This window comes from Paenibacillus sp. FSL M7-0802 (genome assembly GCF_038004945.1).
Taxonomy (GTDB): Bacteria; Bacillota; Bacilli; order Paenibacillales; family Paenibacillaceae; genus Paenibacillus; species Paenibacillus polymyxa_B.
In genome coordinates this window covers 4,891,469-4,914,378 of record NZ_JBBOSD010000001.1, presented here as the reverse complement: position 1 = coordinate 4,914,378, position 22,910 = coordinate 4,891,469, and the positions used below count along the sequence as shown (strand labels likewise).

The window sequence follows — 22,910 nt, the reverse complement described above, 5'->3', positions numbered from 1 at the left end:
CCCCTCAATGTGCATGGATGGCCCGTCCATGATTGGCATAATTAGCAATGAACGTTATATAAATTCACTGAACATATTTTTTAAGCGTTCAATCAACCCCTGCTTTTGCTCGCCTTCCGCAGCGGGACTACTGCTTTTGGTTCGGTTAGTCGGCTTCTTGGTACTTCCGCCACTGTTGCTAACGCTAGTCGATCTTCCGCGATAGTAACGAATAGCATTATGCAAGATTCCAACTCCGCTCGTGTAACCCGGATCCCTTACACCGATAAAATCAGGTACGGCGATCCTTACGGAAGCGGCCAGTTCGCTTTGTGCCACCTGAAGTACACCAGGCATGGAGACGGTGCCTCCGGTAAGTATATAACCTCCCGGAAGCTCTGTGTAACCCAAGCGCTTAACTTCCGCCTGAATGAGTTGAAAAATTTCCTGCACTCTCGGCTCAATAATAGCAGCCAAATCCTGCTGGTTGAACTCCTTATCCACGTTACTGCCGATACGCGTCACTTTAAAGACGACATCGGCTGCCGCATCATCATACCATGCGCAGCCGTACTTAAGCTTTACTTTTTCGGCTTGATCGGTAAGGGTTCTCAGTCCGTAGGCAATATCATTGGTTACAAATTCTCCACCAATCGGAAGTGTAGATGTGGCAACAATCGTTCCTTCCTGGAAAATGGCAACATTCGTAGATCCTGCACCAATATCCACCAGCACTGAACCCATCACCTTTTCATCCTTCGAAAGAGACAATTGTCCGGCTCCAAGAGGTAGCAACACCAGATCTTTAATCCTCAAGCCAGCTTTCTCAACGCAGCGCAACAGATTATGTATCGGGGTCTTGCCTCCAGTAACAATCGTAGCCTCTACTTCGAGACGAACTCCAATCATACCGCGAGGGTCCTGAATGCCTTCAAGGCCATCCACGACATACTGCTTGGCTACCACGTCAATAATTTCTCTCTCTGGTGGTACGGCAATAACCTCAGCTGCCTTCAGTACACGCTCAATGTCCTCCTCACCGATTTCACGGTCCTCGTTGGACACGGCTACTACGCCATGACTATTTTGCAGGCCAATATGATTGCCTGAAATCCCCACATACACTTCTGTTATTTGAATACCAACCATGCGTTCTGCGTGATCCACGGCGTTACGGATTGATTGCACGGTTTGATCAATGTCTACAATTGCACCTTTGCGAATCCCTTCCGAGTCGGCAGATCCAACTCCAATAATATTAAAGGTTCCATTATTCATTTCCCCAATAATAGCCCGAACTTTGGATGTACCGATGTCCAAACTAACAATGATGTCATTGTTGCTCAAGTCTGTGGCACCTCCTGACTCCAAAATGAATTTCGTTCTTTAAACACACTCTGTACATATTCAACAAACTCCATGCTTTCCCTCTTTTTTCTACAAATTTTTTAGAAGCCAATTTATGGTTGCAGTCACATAAAAATTTGAAGAAAAAAGAAGGAGGCAAGTCTATTACCCATAAAATCAATTCTAGCATTTTTTCACATCACTGAGTAGTATCTTTTTCTTGGCCCTCTTCACTCGTATCCGGTTTGAACGGAACGTAGGAATCCGCCTCCAACATGGTGATCAAACCTGGATCTTCTGTTTCTAGCACCTGGTTCAAATAGCTGATTTTAGAATTCAGTAGAGAAACGGTTGTAATAACCTCAAACTGGGAACGTGTGTACATTTTGATGCGGTCCGGAAAAGAAGGAATCGGCGCGGGAATAATTTCCGAAATATCGGCTGTCCATTCCCCCGGAATGCGTGATAAAGCATCACACAGCTTCGCTTTGTACGGATCATCAGATTTCCATTTGGTCAAAATAGGCTTCTCAACGGCTATTCCGCTACTCCCCACGCCCACGCTTGTCCCGTTCGCTAGAATAGCACGAAGGCTCCCGTCACTCTGCAACTCGTAAGCAACCGTAGCAAACTCTTTAATGTGAATAGCAATAATCCCCGGAAACTGCTTGTCCACTGTGACTTGCTGTATCGATTGAATTTCCCGCAGTTTCTCAGAGATGTCGGATGAACTGACTCCGAAATACTGATCTCCAACAGCCAGACCGCTTCGATTAAGAAGCTGATCTCGGGTCGAAAATACATTACCATCAAAACGAATTTCAGAAACCCGACTCAACGAAGAACGGAAAAAGAGAACAGCGAGCAGTACGATAAACAACAAAATGAGAAGAATAGCAATCTTCCGGCTTGTACTTTTTTTCGTTCTGTTCTTTTTAAGAACAGGTATTTGAGCATTTGGCATAGCTTCTCTCCACAAAAGCCTTTTGTCCCCCCGTTAACGGAGGGACATTACAGGCATTAATTTACGAAATCCAGCTGCTCCGGCACCGGAGACTGACGGCTCATTCGGGCACCCAGTCCCTGGAAAAGACGTTCGATTCGGTCATACCCTCTGTCAATATGATGAACCTGCTCGACAATGGTACGTCCTTGAGCCGCTAGACCCGCTATGACCAGCGCAGCCCCTGCCCGCAGATCGGTAGCCTCTACCGTAGCCCCGTACAGACGAGAAACTCCTCTTATAAAAGCAGCATTTGCATCAACCGTAATATCAGCACCCATTACATTTAGTTCATCTACATGTTTGAATCGGCTTTCGAAGACGGTCTCTTTCATGACACTGAATCCGTCCGCCAAGGAAAGCAGAACCATGACCTGAGATTGCAAATCCGTCGGAAAAGACGGGTAAGGGGAGGTAACGATCCTCTCCACTGCTTTGGGACGACTCATACAACTTACGGTCATTATATCATTCAAGATGCCGATTTGAACACCAGCCCGCCTGAGGACGTGAATCAGAGCAGACAAATGGGATGGATTGCAGTGGGTCAGCGACACACTTCCTCGTGTAGCTGCAGCTGCAATCATAACCGTTCCAGCTACTATGCGGTCAGGAATGACCTCATACGTACACGGATTGAGGCGACTGACCCCCGTAATTGTAATCGTGTCGGTTCCAGCACCGATAATGCGGGCTCCCATGGCATTCAAGAAGTTTTGTAGATCCTGAATTTCCGGTTCCCTCGCTGCATTGGTGATCGTTGTTCGTCCTTCAGCCAACGCAGCAGCCATCATAATATTTTCCGTTGCACCTACACTCGGGAAATCCATGTGGATGTCCGAGCCGATTAGCTTGTGGGCTCGAAATGTAATTTGCTCGTCTTTTTCCTCTATCTCTGCGCCAAGAGCTTTTAAGCCCTCTAGGTGAAGATCAATTTTGCGCTCGCCTATGGCGCAGCCTCCGGGCTGGTAAATGGAAACTTCTCCATATCTGGCGAGCAGCGGTCCCATCAGAAAGATAGATGAGCGCATTTGCTTCATCAAATCTTCTGGAATTTGGAACGTTCGGACGGACGACGTATCCACGTATACCGTTTCCTCTTCATGTCGGCATGTACAGCCGAGTCTTTCAAGGATGTGCAGCATGACCTTAATGTCTAAAAGATGGGGCACATTCCGAATTTCTACCTTACCTTGTGCTAGTAAGCTCGCTGCAAGAATAGGTAGTGCCGCATTTTTTGCCCCATGGATACGTATGGTGCCTGACAGGGGACGGCCTCCCTCAATCACCAATTTGTCCAATGTATCACCTCCGAGTTTACCGCTCACCCACTACGAAAACCTCCGGAACTAGCTTGATGCCGGTTTGAGATGATATTGTACTTTGAATATGCTTCATTAGGGTAAGCACGTCCTCTGCTGTCGCTTGACCGGTATTTACAATGAAATTGGCATGCTGTACAGATACCTCTGCGCCTCCCGCCTTCAAGCCCTTGAGACCTGCGCTCTCAATAAGACGAGCAGCATAGTCTCCTGGAGGATTACGAAATACGCTTCCTGCACAAGCTAACTGTAACGGCTGGGTCAGCCGGCGGCGGTCTTTAAAAGCCGCAAGTGCTGCTGAAATTTCCTCGCGGTCGCCCCGCTTCATCCGAAACACTGCCTCTGTCACCATTCCACGTTGCTCATGCAACACGGAGTGACGATAGCTGAAATGCATATTCTCGGCATCGTACACAACCAATTCCCCTGTATCCAGCACAATCTCAGCGGACTGGAATATTTGTGACACATCAGACCCATGGGCACCGGCGTTCATGTAGACAGCCCCACCGACTGATCCTGGGATACCACCAGCAAATTCAAGGCCGGACAGGCCCTGCTTGCTGGCCATAACGCACAGTTTGACTAGTGAAACGCCTCCTCCAGCAACGATCTGTTCATCTTCAAAATGAACATAATCAAATCCTGGCCCCAGCTTGATCACAAGTCCCCGTATCCCTTTGTCAGAGACGAGCATGTTGGAGCCCCGACCCAACTGCATCCAGGGAATTCCGTGCTCGCTAGCCAGCTTCAATACTCTTGCCAGCTGCTCTTTGGTATCCGGGATGACGAGTGCATCCGCAGGGCCTCCAATCCTCCATGTCGTATATTTGGACAGCGGCTCATGCTCCAGCACTTTTCCGATATCATGCTCCGCTAATAATGGCATCCATTGCTGCATTGTACTGAAACCTCCTTGTTGCTTGCCCCGCATGGTTATAAGGCTCTCACCTGACAACCGGCAGCCTGAGTGATGGTCACAATCTATAGGGTATCCTATGTAAATACCATCCGGTGTGTGACAACCGCCCAATTCTGCGCTGCAGACTACCTTTTATGGGCAAGACGTTCCATTTCTTTTACTAAAATATCTGCTGAGTCAGGCTTGCCAAGCGCAGACGCCGACTCTGCCATGCGACTCCGCCATGCCTCATCCTTCATAATTCCCGCTATAGATTGAAACAGGGCCGGGCCACTCAGTTCCTTTTCTACAATCATGACGGATGCGCCTGCCTTTTCAAGTGTACGAGCATTAGCCTCCTGATGGTTATTCGTCACATTAGGTGATGGGATCAGAATGGACGGAATGCCCAACGATGTGATCTCTGCCAAGAAGGACGCACCTGCGCGATTAACAATTAATGAGGTACAAGCCAGCACCTCTGGCATATTGTGAATATAGGGAAGCACGTGTAGATGATTGGGCAATGAGCCGATCTGATTCCGTATGCTATCCAGCGTTTGCTCATAATAAGATTCACCGGTTACATATACAAAATGGACGTCTTTCAGTTGCGAAAGTTGCGGAGCCATTGCAATCATGGCGTCATTAATGGCCTTCGCTCCCCTGCTGCCACCGACCACAAGGACGACCGAGCTGTTCATCGGTACCCCAATAGTAGCAAATCCCCGATCCCGGTTAGCCAAACGAACTGTTGTAGCACGCGGGTTCCCGGTGTACAGTACATTTTTAGCTTTGGGGAAAGCTCCTTCTGAGCCTTCAAAGCTAACAGCCACTGTATCCACATAGCGACTCAGAAATGTATTAGTCAGCCCTGGAATTGCATTTTGCTCATGAATAATGCTGGGAATTCCCAACTTGGAAGCTGCATAAACGACGGGGCCGCATACATATCCCCCGGTGCCAATAACGACATCTGGCTTAAATTTCTTTAATAATGCTTTGGATCTGCGAACCCCTTTGAAAAAGCGCATGATCGTTTTTATATTTTCCACAGACAAGCTGCGACGAAATCCTGTGATATCAATAGCCTCAAATGGAATTTTTTCCTGAGGAACCAACTTGCTTTCGAGTCCTCGTTGACCGCCAATGTATAAAAATTCAGCGTCCGAATCAATCTCTTCGCACTGTCTGGCTACGGCCAGCGCCGGATAAATATGCCCTCCGGTGCCGCCGCCGCTCAACACGACGCGCATAAACGTTCACCTCGCATAACGTGATAAATTTAGTAAAATGCCCAGAGCAGTTAGCATTAAGGTCAGAGAAGAACCTCCATAGCTGATTAAGGGCAGTGTTATTCCTGTCACCGGCATTAAACCGATAACGACACCAATATTAATGACGACCTGTACGGCGACCATTGCGACAATACCCACCGCAAGCAAACTACCATAGGTATCCGGAATGGTTATAGCGACACGCATTCCTCTCCACACGAGAACCAAAAAGAGCCCCAACACCGCCATTCCACCGATAAAGCCAAGCTCCTCCGCCAAAATGGAAAAAATAAAATCAGTCTGCGGCTCAGGAACGTAGCTATATTTTTGTCGACTCATGCCAAGCCCCAAGCCCGCCAGGCCGCCTGGACCAATCGCATATAGCGATTGAATAATTTGATAACCTGCGCCAAGCGGATCGGACCAAGGGTCCAGAAAAGCGGTGATGCGCTGAAGCCGATAAGGCGCAGCTGCAATCAGTGCAGCAAACCCTGCTGCTCCCGACAAAGCCAGCAGACCGAGATGCTTCATACGCGCGCCTGCCGTAAATACGATGAGCATGGACGCTCCCATCATTACCGTGCCAGTGCCCAAATCGGGCTGGAGCATAATAAGCCCAAAAGCCAGTCCCATGAGTCCAAGCGGGGGCAACAGGCCGCGCGTAAAAGAGCTAATATCATAGTCAGGACGACTGAGCCAACGAGCGAGAAAAAGAATCATACCCAACTTCATAAACTCGGAAGGCTGAATGCCGAAAGAGCTAATACCGAGCCAGCTTCGTGCCCCGCCTCTTACTACACCAATGCCGGGAATTAATACGGCAACCAGCAACGCAAGACAGATCAACAACACAACCTTGGCATATTTCTGCCAGATCCGGTAGTCCGTTCTGGCAGTAAAGTACATCGCTACAAGACCGAGCCCTGCAAATAGCAATTGCCGCTTTACAAAATAGTAGGAGTCCCCGTACTCGTGAAAAGCGAGGACGGCGCCCGCACTGTATACCATAACCATGCCGATGGCTAATAAGCTTACAATACAAACGAAAAGCCATAGATCCGGCGCTGGACGAGATTGCTTCATCAGGAGGCCACCCCTTGCATAAAAGTAGGGGCTTATCCAACCCCCCTACTTACAATTTATGCGCCGCCTCTTTAAAAATACGTCCACGCTCTTCATAGGATCGGAACATATCCCAGCTTGCACAGGCGGGTGAGAGTAATACTACATCTCCCGTCTCAGCAAATTCAGCAGCCTTGTTCACAGCCTCCACGAGCGTAGCGGCGGCATCCTCCCCATTATCGACGACCTTGACATGCTCTATTCCGGCCTGCTGGGCGCGCTCAGCCAACTTATGCCGTGTCTCACCCAAGAGCACAACGGCTTTCACACCTTCCTGCAAGGAAGGTACGAGCTCTGTATAATCAGAACCGCGATCCAATCCTCCGGCAATGAGTACAATGGGTTGCTTAAAGGAAGATAAGGCCATCATTGTTGCTTTCGAATTGGTTGCTTTGGAATTATTGTAATAAGCTACACCAGCGTGTTCTAAAACATATTCAAGCCGATGTTCGACGCCGCGAAAAGTACTTAATGGTTCCGCCAAATTCGCTGGTTCTGCGCCTGCAGCAATGGCGATTGCGCAAGCAGCAAGAGCATTTTCTACGTTAAAACGACCCGGAAGTCCAATCTCAGCTACGCCTATAATGGGATGCAGCACACCATTTCCATCGCGGTATACGATGCTACGTTCAATATCATCCGTCACATCCGGTATGTATGGCGGGTCAGCGAACAACCCTTCCTGCAAACGTTCTGTCATAGAGAACGGAAGCAGCTTCGCTTTTATATAGGGTACGAGCTCCCGGCAGACGGGGTCATCCCAGTTCACCACCGCAGTATCCGCCGCCGTTTGATTGGCAAATAGACGCGCCTTGGATGCAACGTAGTCCTCCATGCCTCCGTGGTAGTCCAAATGGGTCTCAGCTACATTGAGCAGGCAGGCCACAGCGGGCTTGAAATCCTTTGTTCCTTTTAACTGAAAGCTGCTCAGCTCCACAACCATCCACTCGTCCGACTTGGCGTCCACAGCCGCCTCACATAAGGGCGTACCGATATTACCAGCCACGATTGGATTCATGCCGGATGCCTCCAACAGCTTGCCTACCCAAGTGGTCGTGGTCGTCTTTCCGTTGGAGCCAGTAATTCCGATGATCGGAGCTTTACATAGATGGTAGGCGACCTCAACCTCGGTCACGACCTCAATGCCGAGCTCGACAGCTTTCTGTACGGGAGGAGCCGTATAAGGAATCCCTGGATTTTTGACAACCAGCTTCACTCCAGGATGAATTAGCCCCTCTGGGTGACTCCCGCATAAAACGGAAATTCCCAAAGCCTCTAATTCAGAAGCTTCGGGACATTGTTCCCTATCTTTTTTATCATTGACTGTCAGCTTGGCTCCGGCCTGGTGCAGCACCTTGGCAACTTGCACGCCGCTTTTGGCCAGCCCGATAATGACGACTTCCTGATCTCTGTATGCGTCTGGATGGTTCATTTGTCTACAACCCCTTGTTGAGATAAAGTCCGAGTCCTGCCAACAACAGTCCTACAGCCCAGAATGTAATAACTACGCGCCATTCGGACCAGCCGGACAGCTCGAAATGATGATGAATCGGGCTCATTTTGAAAATACGCTTGCCACGTGTTTTAAAAGAAGCTACTTGCAAGACCACGGACAGCATTTCAATTACGAATACACCACCGATAATGAGGAACAAAATTTCGCTTTTCGTAACGATGGCAATGGCACCTATGGCGCCGCCGATTCCCAGCGAGCCTGTGTCACCCATAAACACCTTGGCAGGATGAGCATTATACACGAGAAATCCGAGTACAGCGCCAATCATAGCCGCTGAGCATACTGCTGCCGGAAGCGAGGTCGCCTGAATCGCGACAATGGCATAAGCAGCAAAGGCAATGGCACTTGTACCGGACAGCAGCCCGTCCAGCCCATCCGTGAAATTGACAGCATTGCTAATCGCCAGCATCATGATAATGATGAACGGATAATAAAACCAGCCGCCCCAATCAAAAGACCATGACGTTCCAGGGATGCCGATCGCAGTACTATGATCATTACTAAGCAGAAGCCAGCACATGATCGCGCCAAACAATAATTGCCCAAACAGCTTTTGACGCGCCGTCAGACCTAACGAGCGTTTGAATACAATCTTGATATAGTCGTCCAAAAAGCCGATCAGCCCAAAACCCAGCGTAGCAACCAGCAGAACGTAAAAGTCCGTATTTTTGATAGCTGAAAACTTAAGAAAGGTCAGCGTAAAAGCCACCAGAATCACGATACCGCCCATTGTAGGCGTACCTATTTTTTTAAGATGGCTTTGTGGCCCGTCATCCCGGACCTGCTGGCCGAATTTCATTCGCCGCAGCAGCGGAATGAGCAGTGGAGCGGCAATGACCGCCAATATAAACGATACGACGATCGTCAGCAGTAATAATTGAATATCCATGGGAGTCTCCCTCTCGTCAACATCAGTTCTGTAGCGGACCGTTTTTCAGCGCATCCACAATTTCTTCTAGTCGCATCCCTCTGGATGCCTTAACCAGCACAATATCATTGGCGTGTAGATGATCCAGCAAATACTGGATCAGCTCTTGCTTATCTGTATAAGCGTGAACGTTAGCAGTTGGCATCAACTCTTGCGCACCCTGCGCAATCGAAGTGCCTAACGCACCGTAGGTAAACAGTACTTCTACGTCGTGCTTTGCCGCGAAAATTCCAATTTCCTCATGGAATTGCTTTTCCTCAGGTCCCAACTCCAGCATGTCACCAAGCACGGCGATTTTACGTCCGTCCGTTTTATACGCAGACAACGTCTGAATTGCTGCCTTCATTGAAGCCGGACTGGCATTATAAGCGTCGTTTAGCACGGTGAGTCCATTAGGACAGTTCACGACCTCAATGCGCATGCCCGTCAGCTTTAAAGACGACAACCCTTTACGTATATGGTCTGCATCGACATTGAAATGACGCGCTACCGCCAGTGCTGCCAAACCATTTACAACATTGTGCTGTCCAAGCAAGGGAAGCCGGAAAGCCTCTTTGCCATATTGGGCTGTTATAAATAAGCTGCCTTCTCCATCGGAAGTGATTTCAGTGGGATAGTCATCGTTACCTGCAACTAGCCCGAACGTAAACAATTTTAAACCTTCAGGCTTGACCGTTTCAGACTCCGCCAACACTTGTGAAAGCAGTGGTTCATCTCCGTTGTAGATCAGCAAACCACCAGCCTTAAGGCCACTTGTGATCTCCAACTTTGCACGAGCGATTTCCGCACGAGAACCAAGCTGCAGCAAGTGCGATTCGCCTATGTTCGTTATGATAGCTACATCTGGTTGGGCAATATTAGCCAGCAGACGAATCTCTCCACGTCCACTCATGCCCATCTCCAGAATGAGAATATCTGTATCCTGCGGCATGGACAGTACCGTTAAAGGCAAACCGATATGATTGTTATAATTCCCTTCGGTTTTGTGTACTTTAAAAGTCGTGCCCAGCAGAGCGTTTACGATGTCTTTCGTTGTCGTCTTGCCGTTGCTTCCCGTGATCCCAACGACAGAAACGCCGGTTTCGCGTAAGTATGCAGCTGCTAGATGCTGAAGGGCTTCTAGCGTATCCTCTACCTCAATAGCGTTCTCAGCCGGAGGTGCTCCATGATCCTTTTGCCATAAAAATGCAGCTGCACCTGCCTCGCTTACGATCTGCTGCACATAATTATGCCCATCAAACCGTTCGCCCACGAGTGGAACAAACAACCCTTGGCTCTGCGGCCTGCGAGAATCTGTAAAAACGCCTTCGACCATCTGTTCGGTGTCCGCTTCTCCGTGAAGTATTCCTCCACACATAGATGCAATCTGACCGATTGTTCTTTTCATCACTTGGATAAACCCCTTATCGCTTCTTTGGCTACGATGCGGTCATCGAATTCATGCACCGTTTTTCCGATCAACTGGTAAGTCTCATGACCTTTTCCCGCAATCAATACTACATCGTCAGGGCTTGCCATTTCAACAGCTTTATGAATTGCAGTTCTGCGATCCACGATCAATTCGTATCGTTCTGCGGGTACACCTTCGTCGATCAACCCTTGTTCGATGTCTTTCAAAATCACTTTCGGGTCCTCTGTTCGCGGATTGTCGGAAGTAATAAACGAGTGATCGCTGTAACGCGCAGCAATTTTCCCCATCAATGGGCGTTTCGTACGATCTCGGTCGCCGCCGCATCCAAATACACACCATACTTTACCGACCGCAAATTCCTTTACGGTGCGAAGGACATTTTCCAATCCGTCCGGTGTATGGGCATAATCTACAATAACAGCAAAGGGCTGACCCGCATCTACAGGCTCTACCCGCCCATCTACGCCTGCAATAGACTCTAGACTACGCTTGATATCCACCAACGAGATTCCTTCCAGCAAAGCAGCGGTAATGGCCGCCAGTGCGTTGTACACATTGAACTTGCCTACCATTCGAAGCTCAATATCGGTATCTCCTTTAAAAGTAGACACATGAAAGGAGGTTCCCTTGGAACCTATAGTGATACGAGATGCCTGCACATCAGACTCCTTTTCCACGCCGTATGTAATCACTTGGGCCGCAGTTTGAGCCTGCAAATAGGAAGAAGCCGGATCGTCTGCATTCAGAACAGCATATTTGCTATCGGATGCATCCCGCGAGAAAGCATTTCCCAACCTAGAGAATAAAAGTCCTTTTGCAGCACGGTACTCCTCCATTGTGTTGTGGTAGTCCAGGTGGTCCTGCGTCAGGTTTGTAAATATAGCGGTGCGAAAATCAGTTCCTTTGACGCGGCCCTGCTCCAACGCATGTGAGGATACTTCCATGACACAGCATTGAACCCCCTGCTCTGCCATATTTCCGAGATAACGTTGCAGTTCCACCGCTTCGGGCGTAGTGCCAGACATTGGGTAAGACTGACCACCGTAACGCATTTGAATCGTACCAATCAGTCCGGTGTTCACCCCCGCATCCTTCATGATCTTTTCAATCAGATAAGTTATCGTTGTTTTACCGTTGGTTCCGGTTATTCCGATCATGCGCATGCGTCGGCTCGGTGAATCAAACATATAATCTGCCAAAACAGCCATGGCATGTCGTGCATCCTTAACTACAAGCTGCGGAACAGGTACATCCAGTTCACGTTCAACGACCAAAGCTGCCGCCCCGGACGCAATTGCCTGCTCAGCATAGTCATGTCCGTCCACTGTAAAACCTGGCAAACACAGAAATAAATCCCTCTGTTGCACTCGACGTGAATCCGCCCCGATTCCTCGGCAATCCACTGTACCGTCACCCACCACACGGGAGACGGCCAGCAGTGAAGCCAATTGTTGAAGCTGCATCTTTCATTCCTCCATTGCTCTCTCGTTATTCATAGTATGGTATAAAATGAACCTATCAATCCCCCATGTAAATACGGATCGTTGATCCCCGCTCCAATCTGGAGCCCGGCTTCGGCGCCTGACTCACGACCGTCTTGCCTGACCCAGATTTCACGAGCATAAAGTTCATATTCATATCTTCGTACAAATCAGCTGCAGTAGCACCTACCAGATCAGGTACCGTTTCGATCGGATTTTCTCCATACTTGTACTCTTTGGCAATTTGATTGGTGCGAGGCGGTATTTTCAAGGCAATCAGCGCGTCCTTTAAAATATTTTGCACGATTGGCGCAGCAACCACCCCGCCGAATTGAATGCCCTTCGGGTTATCGACAGCGGTATAGACGACGATTTGCGGATCATCCGCCGGCGCAAAACCAATAAAGGATACAATATGCTCCGAGGAAGAATAACGTCCGTTAATCACTTTTTGTGCCGTCCCCGTTTTACCTCCTACCCGGTAGCCTTCAATAAAAGCAGGACGACCTGTACCTTTAGCAACGACGCTCTCCAGCGCTTCTCTTACCTGTCGGGAGGTGTCCTCTGAAATGACCCTACGTACTAGTTCTGGTTCTACTTTTTCCAGCACTTTTCCGGTTCCCGGCTGAACCCAACCTTTTGTAATGTGAGGCTTATAAAGATTACCGCCATTGATTGCCGCCGATACTGCTGTTACCTGCTGGATCGGAGTGACAGACACCCCTTGACCAAAAGCGGTTGTCGCCAGTTCTACAGGACCGACCTGAGGTAGCTTGAACAAAATGCCGTTGCCCTCACCAATCATGTCGATTCCCGTTTTGCTGCCGAAGCCGAAATTGCGAATGTACTTGAAAAGTGCTTCTTTACCTAACCGCTGCCCCAATGTTACAAAACCGGGGTTGCAAGAATTCTCCACCACTTGAAGGAACGTTTGGCTTCCATGTCCGCCTTTCTTCCAGCAACGCAGGCGTGCTCCACCGACTTCAATATATCCCGGATCAAAAAAACGGTCATTTTTGAGATTGACCTTCTTTTCTTCCAAGGCAGCCGCCAGTGTAATAATTTTGAAAGTAGACCCAGGTTCATATGTCATCCAGATAGGCAGATTTCGATTATAGATTTCAGGCGCATACTGCTTGTATAGTGCTGGCTCATAGCTTGGTCGTCCAGCCATGCCTAATATTTCACCCGTCTTGGGGTTCATAGCAATAGACAACGCGGACTTCGCCTGAAATTTGACCATGGCTTGGTCAAGCTCCCGTTCCATAATGGACTGCACAGACTTATCAATGGTTAATTGTAAATTCAGTCCATCCTTCGGTTCAATGTATTTTTCAGAAGAACCAGGCATCAGACGACCACCTGCATCTGATAAATACGCAATGCTTCCGTCGATTCCCCGAAGCTTACTGTTTTGCTGCTTCTCTACGCCTGTCAGCCCTTGATTATCAATTCCTGTAAACCCAAGAATATGAGCCGCTAGATCACCATAAGGATAATAACGTTTGTTGTCTTCAGCAACAACGATACCCGGCAGCTTCAAATCACGAATTTGCTGCGCTTTCTCCATCGTAATTTTTCGTCCGCCGGGCTGAAGTTTTTGGCTTGCTGTTCGTTTGGTAATCAGCTTGAGCACTTTATCCTCACTCATATCCAGCAAGGGCGCCAGCCTGCGTGCCGTTTCTTCCGGCTTCTTAATTTGCACTGGTATCGCCATGACTGTCGGCGAACTGACATTGTAGGTCAGCGCCGTACCCTGCCGATCCAAAATTTCGCCGCGCTTGGCGGCAAATGGAATATTGCGGCGCCACGAATCCTCAGCCTTGGCCGAGAGCTCGCCTCCTTTACCCAATTGAACATAGGCGAGCCGGATCGACAAGGCCGCAAACAGTACAAATAATCCCATTAGCCCCCATACCAGCCTCCGCCGCATGGTCACGTTAGATTTTTTCAAACGCGCTCCCTCCGTTCCTCAAATACTCATGACATGTCTTACCTCATGAATATTCAAAAGAACGGACATTAGAACAAGCTATCAGTTATCCTCGCCTTTAATCGCAGCAGCACTTTTCTCATCTGCAACAGCAGATATTCCTCCCTTAGGAGCTCCCGCGTCTGTTCCAGCATCAGCAGTAGTACTGGATTCGGTTTTAGTATCGACCTCCGTTTTTGTTGCGCTGCCGGTCTGGTTAGCTGCAACTCCATTGGTCGAGTCCTGTGTTTCCTCCGGTTTCACTCCGGTCACCGTTTCTTTGGCCGGCTGAAGCGTCACGCTGACGATCCGCTTTCCATTTACCATTTGCGCCTTTTGAGAGACAACATAACCTTCGCCGCTTACCTGCACACCAACCTTCATAAGGGTCAGAACTTGAAGTGTGTCACGCAACGAAACACCTGTAAAATCAGGAATAGTCATGTTGGCACTATCCTCAGTCAGCAAGTAAATGCGTTGTCCGGGTTTCATTTTGACGCCTGCTTCAGGATATTGGCGAACAATTTTGGAGCCTTTGCCTACCGTTTCATAGGCAATTCCCTGTTTGAGCAATGCATTTTGCGCATCTTTCTTCACCTGACCAGTTAATGTTGGTACCGTTGGCAAATTCACTGTTTTTACAACAGCGCCACCTGATTTATTCGTTTTAGTTCCTGTTTTTGGAACCCCCATATATTGCAACGATTGAGATACGATTTTTTTAAATACAGGCGCTGCTGCTGTACCGCCGCCTACTGATTTGTTAGGTTCATCCATAACAACCAAAACAGCTATTTTCGGATCATTTACTGGTGCAAAACCTATAAAGGACACGACATCCTTCGAATGGTCATATACTTTTCCGACGACCTTCGTCGCTGTACCTGTTTTACCAGCTACACGATATCCGTCAATATAAGCAAGGCGTCCCGTACCAATTTCTTGGTCAGATACGACCTGCTCCAGATAGCTGCTTGTCTGGACTGCCGATTCCCGAGTAATCACTTGGCGGACTTCCTTCGGTTGAATCGTCTGAACTTCGCCTGTATCTGGGTTCATGATTTCTTTCACCAGATGAGGTTGCATCAGCTTCCCCCCGTTAGCAATTGCCGAGATTGCAGCTACCTGCTGGATTGGCGTTACCTGAACACGTCCGTGTCCATACGAAGCCGTTGCCACCTCGGATTTGTACTGGGTATGGAAAGTAATAGCTCCGGTAGACTCACTCGGAAGATCAATGCCTGTTTTCACGCCGAATCCAAAGTTATTAATATATTTCTTCAGCCTTTCGCCACCCAACTTATCCAATCCCAGATGGACGAAACCGACGTTACTTGAACGCTTGACCCCCTGAAGATAGGTTAACGTTCCCCAGTTACGGCTTACGTCACGAATATCCCAGCCTCCGACCCGAATCATACCAGATTGGTAGGATTCATTTGGATTGAACACCTTTTCTTGAACCGCAGCTGCCAAGGTGACAATCTTAAACGTGGAGCCAGGCTCGTAGATAGATTGAGTAGCATTATTACGGAAATATTCCAAGGGTGTACTCCCATATGTATTGGGATTAAAATTCGGGTAAGTCGCCATACCGAGAACATCCATCGTTTGGGGATCAGCAGCTACTACAGTCATCGTTTTCGGGTTGTATTTTGCAATAGCTTCCTGCATGGCATCCTCTATATAATACTGAATCGTATCGTCAATCGTCAGCTTTAAATTTTTACCATTTTGTGCCGGCTCATAGACACTTTCCGATCCTTGAAGAGGAACTCCCTTCCGATCCCGCTGATACAGAAGCTTTCCAGCCGTCCCCGAGAGCTCTTTATTATAATAAGCTTCCAACCCCATACCTGCTGTGCCATCTTTTCTTTGATAGCCAAGAACATGGGAAGCCAGCTTATTTTCCGGATAATAGCGTTTGGATTCTTGAACGGTGTCCACAGCTCCAATTACTTCATACTTATCCTTCAAATACTCTTTGAACGTATCCACTTGTGCCTTGACCTCAGGATCTACCTTCCAGCCCCCATTACGAATCTCGCGATTTTTTAAGTAGTTCCCCTTTTTATCCTTTGCAGAAAGATGTCCTCTCAGCTCATCCTCAGGCGTTTTGAGTAACTGGTGCAGCTTAGCTACAACCTCATTCTCCAAATCATACTCCTGAATGATGCTAGGATTGACAACTACCGTATAAGCCGGTGCATCCGTAGCTAATACGTTTCCTTTACGGTCCGTAATGGTTCCACGCTTGGGCTGAATCACCTGATCTCTTTCCACTTGATTAACTACCAGGTTATGCCAGTACTCCCCACTCACAACTTGAATCCAAAATACCTTAAGTAGCAGAACAAGAAAAAAGAGGGTAATACATCCCCCTATTAGCAGTGTGCGAAGCTTTATTCTTTTGACCATAGCTCAAACCTCTCTGCAAAAAAATGTACGTCAGAGCATAGCTTGATGCTATGCCCTTAACTATTTGGCAGCCTGCTTTTCCACACGAATGGGCTCTCTTGTTGGTTCGATATATCCCTGTTGCTTTGCAGTCGGCACGATCTGATTTTCCAGACGCTCCTTTTGAATCTTCAGTTGGGCGATATTGGTCTGTAATTTGGAAATGTCCTTGCTTGCCGTATTAATCGAATAATTGATTTGATAAATGTGAGCGTACCTGCTAATCAACATACCAGCAATGACAATGCACGCTACAAGTGTCAATAGATACAGCAGCTTTTCTCGAATCGGCAGCTCTCTGCGGCGTGTAACGACTTTGGTGGTCTCACGATACCGTTGTTGCTGAACCTGTTCCTGACGGGCTCTTTCTTTTACAGCCAAATTACCGCGTGTATAAGCCATGTCGCCTCTCCTTCTCCATTAAATTTACAATTTCTCGGCAACTCTCAGCTTCGCTGACCGGGACCGTGGATTAAGCTCCAATTCCTGCTCTGACGCCACAATCGGCTTACGGTTCACCAGCTTCAGATCGCCTATCATTTTGTCCTCCAAAATAGGCAAATCAGATGGATAGATACTTTTCGCCAAATACTCCTTGAAAATATGCTTGCATATCCGATCCTCCAGAGAATGGAATGTAATGACCGAAATTCTGCCTCCTGGAGCCAGACATCTTATTGCCTGATGCAAAGTATCTTCCAGTGCACCCAACTCATCATTCACAGCAATCCGCAAAGCCTGGAAACTGCGTTTAGCCGGATGTCCCCCGGTTCTGCGTGCCGCAGCCGGAATTCCTTCTTTGATAATATCGACAAGTTCCCCTGTTGTGTGAATAGGCTTGTTCAATCGACGTTCAATCATGATCTTTGCGATCCGCCGTGAAAACTTCTCTTCTCCGTAATGAAACAAAATACGCGCAATCTCTGCTTCCGACCATTCATTGACAATTTCGTAAGCCGTAAGCGAGCTACTCTGATCCATCCGCATATCAAGCGGTGCATCATGATTGTAGCTAAATCCCCGTTCCCCCTCATCGAACTGGGGCGAGGATACACCCAGATCGAACAAAATACCCTGGACTTGCGGGACGCCGTCTTTTTCGGGCAATCCCAGCTCGGTCAGCTTGTCCTGCAAGTGGCGGAAGTTGGATTTCACTAAGGAAATCTTTCCTTCATAGGCTGACAGCTTCTCTCGCGCATTGTTCAATGCCCAGTCGTCCTGATCAAAGGCAATGAGCCTTCCCTCAGGGCCAAGCTGTGATGCAATGACGGAACTGTGTCCTGCCCCTCCCAACGTGCAGTCCACATAAATCCCGTCCTGCCTGATGTTTAGTGCCTGTGTTGCTTCTTCTTTGAGTACGGTAATGTGGTGAAACAAACGGCTGACCTCCTAAATTACAATTCAAAGTTGAAATCAACCAATTTCTCAGCAATGTCGTTAAATGCTTCTTCTGATTGGTTGAAATATTGCTCCCAAGTATGCTTGCTCCAAATCTCTACACGGGTGGACACTCCCAATACGACGCACTCTTTAGTAAGCTTGGCGTATTCGCACAAATTCCCCGGTAAATTTACCCTGCCCTGTTTGTCCAATTCGCATTCAGTCGCCCCCGAGAAAAAAAAACGGGTAAACGCCCGCGCATCGGCCTTCATCAGAGGCAGTGCTTTAAGTTTTTTCTCCATGACAGCCCACTCATCCATGGGATACACGAAGAGGCATTGGTCCAGCCCGCGGGTAACCACGAACGAGGCACCGAGAAGTTCACGAAACTTGGCCGGTACAGTAAGCCGACCCTTCTCATCAATGCTATGTTGGAACTCCCCCATAAACATTGGTTTCGTCACCCCTTACCCCATTCTCCCACTTTGGCCCACTTTCCACCACCTAAGCATAATAGATTCGCTTTAAAAAATCAAAGACCTCTTTTTCATTACCAAAAAGTGATAGAAGCCGGATCCATACCCTTATGTCTGTTATTGTAGCCCTGCGTCACAAGATGCAAAAAAGCCCCTTACCCCATGAAGCCGGCCCCCGACAATATGCATCAGGTTTCGAAACAACACGGAATAAAGGGCTTACTCTCTGTCCATTATGCCAACCTAAACAAACACTTGCATTAAAAACGCAACACTTTTGCAGCGAAAATCGTGATGAAATAATCCGATTACGCGTTCCAGCTGTCCAAATAGATCTTTTGGTCTTCAGTTAACGTGTCAATTTGGATTCCCAGACTATCAAGCTTGAATCGAGCTACCTGCTCATCAATTTCATAAGGTACATTAATAACAGCTTTGCCTAGCTCATTGTAACGATCATTCACATATTTCAAGCCAAGCGCCTGAAGCGCAAATGTCGTATCCATAATTTCCGCAGGATGACCATCAGCAGCAGCCAGATTCACGAGGCGTCCTTCTGCCAGCAAATACATTTTACGTCCATCTTTAAAGCGATATTCCTCGATATTGCGACGCACCGTACGAATGGATTCGGAACGTTTAGCAAGCTCAGGCTTACTAACCTCCACATCAAAATGCCCTGCGTTACACAGCACAGCTCCATCCTTCATCACATCAAAGTGTTCTCCTGTAATTACAGCCTTGTTTCCAGTTACTGTAATAAAGAAGTCGCCCAGTTTGGCAGCTTCTACCATCGGCAAGACATGGAAACCATCCATATGGGCTTCTACTGCCTTGATTGGATCAACTTCGGTTACAACAACGTTGGCTCCTAGCCCTTTCGCACGCATTGCAACCCCTTTGCCACACCAGCCATAACCTACCACAACCACTGTACTTCCGGCTACAACCAGATTAGTCGTACGAATAATGCCGTCGAAAGCTGACTGTCCTGTACCATAGCGGTTATCAAACAAATATTTGCAGTAAGCATCATTAACAGCCACCATCGGAAAGTGAAGTTGCCCTTCTTTTTCCAAAGCCTTCAAACGAATAATGCCAGTAGTTGTCTCCTCTGCTCCCCCACGGATCGTAGAAATCAGATCAGGCCGTTCGGATTGCAACAGAGTAACCAAGTCACCACCATCATCTATAATGAGATCCGGCTTTGTTTCCAGTGCCTTGATTTGCAAATTTTTGAATTCTTCCGGGTCCGGATTGTATTTAGCTAATACTGTAACGCCATCTTCAACTAATGCGGCGCAAACATCATCTTGTGTGGACAACGGATTACTACCCGTAATAGTTACCTGCGCTCCACCTGCTTGTACCACTTTAGCCAGATAAGCCGTTTTGGCCTCCAGATGTAGACAGATGGTTACCTTCAGACCAGCAAAAGGCTGCTCTTGCTCGAATTGTTGACGTATACGGTTCAATACTGGCATATGGGCTTCTACCCAATCAATTTTCAAATGACCTTCAGGGGCCAATTTAAGATCGTGAACTATGCTATTTTGCAGAGAATGGGAAGTCATACTTTGTTTCCTCCTTCATATTGGTTAAATTTGAACCATGATAAATCCTATATAAAATAATAAATCATACATAAATAACGCGATGCGTACCCGTCAGATCCAATGGTGCACTCATAATCATATCAATCAGGCTGAGACCATGACGGTTCAGAAAATGATAGATCGTATACGCCCGCTCCTGCGGCTGTCCAAATGGAAAAAGCGACCACTCAATACGATCCCACTGGCGAAGTGCTGTTTCATTTTGCCGAAGCAACGCTTCCTGAACTTTTGCCTCCAGATAGGCGATCTGTGCCAGAATCTTATCGCGGTTGGTTTCTCCGAGCGGTAGCAAACCTTTTTCAATCAAACCTGTCTGCTGCACAAGCGGTTCGTACATGCGGACAAAAGCTTCCTTAGCCCCGGAAAACTGATCCTGCATTCCAAGCTGATCTTGAGTGGCGATCCATTGCTTTTTCCGTTCCTCAAGTCCGTCTCTAACTTGACCAAAACTCAATTCATACTTAAGCATATGCTTCTCCACGCCTGGCTCTACCAACGTAAAAGACATTCGTGGCAGCAGTATCGGCATCTGCATCTCCAACACCCCGAAAGCATCCCGTGTAATCGCCCAGTAAGCAATCTCTCCTAGACCCAGCACAGATGCCAGCACCGGAAACAGTGAATCCTGCATTAGAGGACGAGTTAGCACATTGTTACTAAAACGTTCGGGATGTCTATCTATCTCTTCAAGCAGTTCATCCACAGTAAACACCACCAGACCGTGTCGATCCGTGAATAGTCCAGCTTTTTTGAAAAGCAGCAAGCGTTCATCTTCATGGATATAAAAGAGATTCGCGCCACCTTCATGCACATCCGCTTGTAAATGATATCCATAATCTACGATCCGCGCAGCAGTCGTCCGGTAAGCCTGCTCCAACTCATCATTGTGCTGAACCAGTTGCTTAAAAACGGATGCTTCCAGCTTGCGTAGCGAAGGATCTGCTGAATCCAAGAGTACTAATCCATAGGTGCCGAACAAAAGGCCCAGCAACTTGGCAAAGGCTTCACTCAGTCCATATGAATCCGTTAGCCCGTTCTCAATCATGCGCATTATTTCAGCCTTATGTTCTGAATCTGGCAAGCTTTGCTCTATATCCGCTATCGCTTGCTTCCACTCAACAGCCTCAACTTTAATGGCACTAACCGAAGAACGGCGTTCAGGTTGCTTATTCAGCTTGATTTTGACGGCTTGTGGGTCATTTGCCATTACGTATGTATGATTGACCTCGTCCCAGTCATGATCTTCGCCAGCAATCCAGAAGACGGGAATAACCGGACGTCCAAGCCGTTCCTCAGCTTCTCTCGCCGCCTTAATTAGGGTAGCAGCTTTGTAAATGACCAGCATCGGACCTGTGAACAATCCGCTTTGCTGCCCGCCAGCTACTACTAAGGCATCTGGACTTTCCAGACGGTCCAATGAAGCACGAACCGCCTCATACGAATTGTATTTCTCATTGTATATACGAAGACATGCTACGATATCCTTACGGTTTAATCGCAGATGCCCCGTCTTATCCAGCCACTTCGCCCGTTGGGCATAAGCATCGGCGTGCAGCACATTATATTCATACAAGTCGCTTGCGCGTCCTGTACCCTGTATATAATCTTCTGCCAAAGCCGACCCTACGCGAAGCGTTTCCGGAATTATCTTCATGGGTCTGCCTCCTGTCTCCACCAAAACCTTACTGCTTGATTGTACCGAAAGCCCATGTCCACGTCAAAGCTTCCTACAAAAAAAACCGCCGAATAACTCGGCGGTTGGTGCATAAAACAAGATCAGGCGTAAGGCTCAGCTACAAAATGTCCTTTAGACACTTCGATGAGCGTGGCATTTTCCAGGTTATAAGCCCCTGTCTTGCTACCAGATGCATCATGAATCGGGCCTGCTTGGTCGCCTGGCATAATAATCCGTTTTTTGTTGGCTTCTACTTCTGGATCAGGAAGTGGGATCGCCGACAAAAGCATTTTCGTATAAGGATGGATCGGGTTCGCATACAATTCAGCACTTTCTGCAAGCTCGACCATTCTACCCATATACATTACAGCTACCCGATCACTGATGTGCTTGACCATCGACAGATCATGCGCAATGAACAGGTATGTCAGACCCAAACGTTCTTGAAGCTCTTTTAACAGGTTGACAACCTGAGCCTGAATAGATACGTCAAGAGCTGAAATCGGCTCATCACAAATGATGAATTTAGGATTAACTGCTAGTGCGCGTGCAATACCGATCCGTTGACGTTGACCACCAGAAAACTCATGCGGATAGCGTGTTGCATGGTCAGGGTTCAAACCAACCAGATCAAGTAACTCTTCAATCCGTTTCTTACGTTCTGCACGGCTACCCGCCATGTTGTGAATATCCAGTGCCTCACCAATAATATCAGAAACGGTAAAACGCGGGTTCAATGATGCATACGGATCTTGAAAGATCATCTGCATATCACGGCGCATTGCTTTCATTTTACTCGGTGACAATTTGTAAATATCCGTACCGTTAAAACGTACGCTACCTGCTGTAGGTTCATACAAGCGCAAAATCGTACGACCCGCTGTAGACTTACCACAGCCGGATTCGCCAACCATACCCAGTGTTTCACCCTCGCGAATATAGAAATTCAGGTTGTCCACCGCTTTGAGCACACGGTTTTTGCCAACATTAAAATACTTTTTAAGACCTTCAACCTCAATTAAATTGTTGCTACTCACCATGATCTCA

General features: G+C 47.9%; 18 protein-coding genes. All 18 read right to left on the bottom strand.

Translation table 11 applies throughout. The features are described from left to right. Nucleotides 1-54 precede the first annotated feature (54 nt). The 18 genes from ftsA to MHB54_RS22440 all read right to left on the bottom strand — a co-directional run bounded on the left by ftsA (nucleotide 55) and on the right by MHB54_RS22440 (nucleotide 22,903). Nucleotides 55-1,326 (bottom strand): cell division protein FtsA, encoded by a 1,272-nt coding sequence (gene ftsA / locus MHB54_RS22525; protein ID WP_013311085.1) that lies wholly within the window; start codon nucleotides 1,324-1,326, stop codon nucleotides 55-57. A gap of 199 nt (nucleotides 1,327-1,525) precedes the next feature. Further along, nucleotides 1,526-2,290, bottom strand: a complete 765-nt coding sequence (locus tag MHB54_RS22520; RefSeq protein ID WP_023989444.1) for a cell division protein FtsQ/DivIB — start codon at nucleotides 2,288-2,290, stop codon at nucleotides 1,526-1,528. Nucleotides 2,291-2,346: 56 nt separating this feature from the next. Next, nucleotides 2,347-3,657: a UDP-N-acetylglucosamine 1-carboxyvinyltransferase gene (gene murA / locus MHB54_RS22515; protein ID WP_177235814.1), complete on the bottom strand. Its 1,311-nt coding sequence runs from the start codon at nucleotides 3,655-3,657 to the stop codon at nucleotides 2,347-2,349. Then, nucleotides 3,647-4,552: a UDP-N-acetylmuramate dehydrogenase gene (gene murB, locus MHB54_RS22510; RefSeq protein WP_023989446.1), complete on the bottom strand. Its 906-nt coding sequence runs from the start codon at nucleotides 4,550-4,552 to the stop codon at nucleotides 3,647-3,649. Before murB ends, murA begins: the two co-directional genes overlap by 11 nt. Before the next feature lie 146 nt (nucleotides 4,553-4,698). After that, nucleotides 4,699-5,808 (bottom strand): undecaprenyldiphospho-muramoylpentapeptide beta-N-acetylglucosaminyltransferase, encoded by a 1,110-nt coding sequence (gene murG / locus MHB54_RS22505; RefSeq protein ID WP_028540482.1) that lies wholly within the window; start codon nucleotides 5,806-5,808, stop codon nucleotides 4,699-4,701. A 6-nt stretch (nucleotides 5,809-5,814) separates the two neighbouring features. Next, nucleotides 5,815-6,912 carry a stage V sporulation protein E gene (gene spoVE, locus MHB54_RS22500; RefSeq protein ID WP_023989448.1) on the bottom strand — a complete coding sequence of 366 codons (1,098 nt, stop codon included), beginning with the start codon at nucleotides 6,910-6,912 and terminating at the stop codon, nucleotides 5,815-5,817. 49 nt (nucleotides 6,913-6,961) lie between these two features. Next, nucleotides 6,962-8,383 (bottom strand): UDP-N-acetylmuramoyl-L-alanine--D-glutamate ligase, encoded by a 1,422-nt coding sequence (gene murD / locus MHB54_RS22495; protein WP_023989449.1) that lies wholly within the window; start codon nucleotides 8,381-8,383, stop codon nucleotides 6,962-6,964. A gap of 4 nt (nucleotides 8,384-8,387) precedes the next feature. Continuing rightward, nucleotides 8,388-9,356, bottom strand: a complete 969-nt coding sequence (gene mraY / locus MHB54_RS22490) for a phospho-N-acetylmuramoyl-pentapeptide-transferase (RefSeq protein WP_013311092.1) — start codon at nucleotides 9,354-9,356, stop codon at nucleotides 8,388-8,390. 22 nt (nucleotides 9,357-9,378) lie between these two features. Beyond that, on the bottom strand, nucleotides 9,379-10,782 hold the full coding sequence (locus MHB54_RS22485; RefSeq protein WP_340982143.1) for a UDP-N-acetylmuramoyl-tripeptide--D-alanyl-D-alanine ligase: 1,404 nt from the start codon (nucleotides 10,780-10,782) through the stop codon (nucleotides 9,379-9,381). Next, complete coding sequence (locus MHB54_RS22480; protein ID WP_023989451.1) at nucleotides 10,782-12,269, bottom strand: UDP-N-acetylmuramoyl-L-alanyl-D-glutamate--2,6-diaminopimelate ligase; 1,488 nt, start codon at nucleotides 12,267-12,269, stop codon at nucleotides 10,782-10,784. Before MHB54_RS22480 ends, MHB54_RS22485 begins: the two co-directional genes overlap by 1 nt. Nucleotides 12,270-12,324: 55 nt before the next feature. After that, the gene (locus tag MHB54_RS22475; protein ID WP_023989452.1) at nucleotides 12,325-14,241 is read right to left on the bottom strand and encodes a stage V sporulation protein D; all 1,917 of its coding nucleotides are present in this window, start codon (nucleotides 14,239-14,241) and stop codon (nucleotides 12,325-12,327) included. 81 nt (nucleotides 14,242-14,322) lie between these two features. Continuing rightward, the gene (locus MHB54_RS22470) at nucleotides 14,323-16,677 is read right to left on the bottom strand and encodes a penicillin-binding transpeptidase domain-containing protein (protein ID WP_023989453.1); all 2,355 of its coding nucleotides are present in this window, start codon (nucleotides 16,675-16,677) and stop codon (nucleotides 14,323-14,325) included. Between the two features lie 60 nt (nucleotides 16,678-16,737). Beyond that, nucleotides 16,738-17,118, bottom strand: coding sequence for a hypothetical protein (locus MHB54_RS22465; RefSeq protein ID WP_025721604.1), 381 nt, complete (start codon nucleotides 17,116-17,118; stop codon nucleotides 16,738-16,740). A 24-nt stretch (nucleotides 17,119-17,142) separates the two neighbouring features. After that, nucleotides 17,143-18,093 carry a 16S rRNA (cytosine(1402)-N(4))-methyltransferase RsmH gene (gene rsmH / locus MHB54_RS22460; protein WP_023989455.1) on the bottom strand — a complete coding sequence of 317 codons (951 nt, stop codon included), beginning with the start codon at nucleotides 18,091-18,093 and terminating at the stop codon, nucleotides 17,143-17,145. 17 nt (nucleotides 18,094-18,110) lie between these two features. After that, complete coding sequence (gene mraZ, locus MHB54_RS22455; RefSeq protein WP_013311099.1) at nucleotides 18,111-18,548, bottom strand: division/cell wall cluster transcriptional repressor MraZ; 438 nt, start codon at nucleotides 18,546-18,548, stop codon at nucleotides 18,111-18,113. Between the two features lie 332 nt (nucleotides 18,549-18,880). After that, on the bottom strand, nucleotides 18,881-20,146 hold the full coding sequence (locus MHB54_RS22450) for an adenosylhomocysteinase (RefSeq protein ID WP_013311100.1): 1,266 nt from the start codon (nucleotides 20,144-20,146) through the stop codon (nucleotides 18,881-18,883). Nucleotides 20,147-20,210: 64 nt separating this feature from the next. Further along, entirely contained in the window at nucleotides 20,211-21,842 is a 1,632-nt protein-coding gene (gene bshC, locus MHB54_RS22445; RefSeq protein WP_071558479.1) for a bacillithiol biosynthesis cysteine-adding enzyme BshC, read from the bottom strand. Between the two features lie 122 nt (nucleotides 21,843-21,964). Further along, nucleotides 21,965-22,903: an ABC transporter ATP-binding protein gene (locus MHB54_RS22440; RefSeq protein ID WP_013311102.1), complete on the bottom strand. Its 939-nt coding sequence runs from the start codon at nucleotides 22,901-22,903 to the stop codon at nucleotides 21,965-21,967. Nucleotides 22,904-22,910 lie beyond the last annotated feature (7 nt).

What these genes read in the sequence shown, in the direction of transcription:
- MHB54_RS22465 (WP_025721604.1), bottom strand. Translation starts at nt 17,118, where the DNA reads ATGGCTTATACACGCGGTAATTTGGCTGTAAAAGAAAGAGCCCGTCAG.
- MHB54_RS22485 (WP_340982143.1), bottom strand. Translation starts at nt 10,782, where the DNA reads ATGAAAAGAACAATCGGTCAGATTGCATCTATGTGTGGAGGAATACTT.
- murG (WP_028540482.1), bottom strand. Translation starts at nt 5,808, where the DNA reads ATGCGCGTCGTGTTGAGCGGCGGCGGCACCGGAGGGCATATTTATCCG.
- MHB54_RS22440 (WP_013311102.1), bottom strand. Translation starts at nt 22,903, where the DNA reads ATGGTGAGTAGCAACAATTTAATTGAGGTTGAAGGTCTTAAAAAGTAT.
- MHB54_RS22480 (WP_023989451.1), bottom strand. Translation starts at nt 12,269, where the DNA reads ATGCAGCTTCAACAATTGGCTTCACTGCTGGCCGTCTCCCGTGTGGTG.
- MHB54_RS22450 (WP_013311100.1), bottom strand. Translation starts at nt 20,146, where the DNA reads ATGACTTCCCATTCTCTGCAAAATAGCATAGTTCACGATCTTAAATTG.
- murB (WP_023989446.1), bottom strand. Translation starts at nt 4,552, where the DNA reads ATGCAGCAATGGATGCCATTATTAGCGGAGCATGATATCGGAAAAGTG.
- bshC (WP_071558479.1), bottom strand. Translation starts at nt 21,842, where the DNA reads ATGAAGATAATTCCGGAAACGCTTCGCGTAGGGTCGGCTTTGGCAGAA.
- mraZ (WP_013311099.1), bottom strand. Translation starts at nt 18,548, where the DNA reads ATGTTTATGGGGGAGTTCCAACATAGCATTGATGAGAAGGGTCGGCTT.
- mraY (WP_013311092.1), bottom strand. Translation starts at nt 9,356, where the DNA reads ATGGATATTCAATTATTACTGCTGACGATCGTCGTATCGTTTATATTG.
- MHB54_RS22520 (WP_023989444.1), bottom strand. Translation starts at nt 2,290, where the DNA reads ATGCCAAATGCTCAAATACCTGTTCTTAAAAAGAACAGAACGAAAAAA.
- spoVE (WP_023989448.1), bottom strand. Translation starts at nt 6,912, where the DNA reads ATGAAGCAATCTCGTCCAGCGCCGGATCTATGGCTTTTCGTTTGTATT.
- MHB54_RS22470 (WP_023989453.1), bottom strand. Translation starts at nt 16,677, where the DNA reads ATGGTCAAAAGAATAAAGCTTCGCACACTGCTAATAGGGGGATGTATT.
- murD (WP_023989449.1), bottom strand. Translation starts at nt 8,383, where the DNA reads ATGAACCATCCAGACGCATACAGAGATCAGGAAGTCGTCATTATCGGG.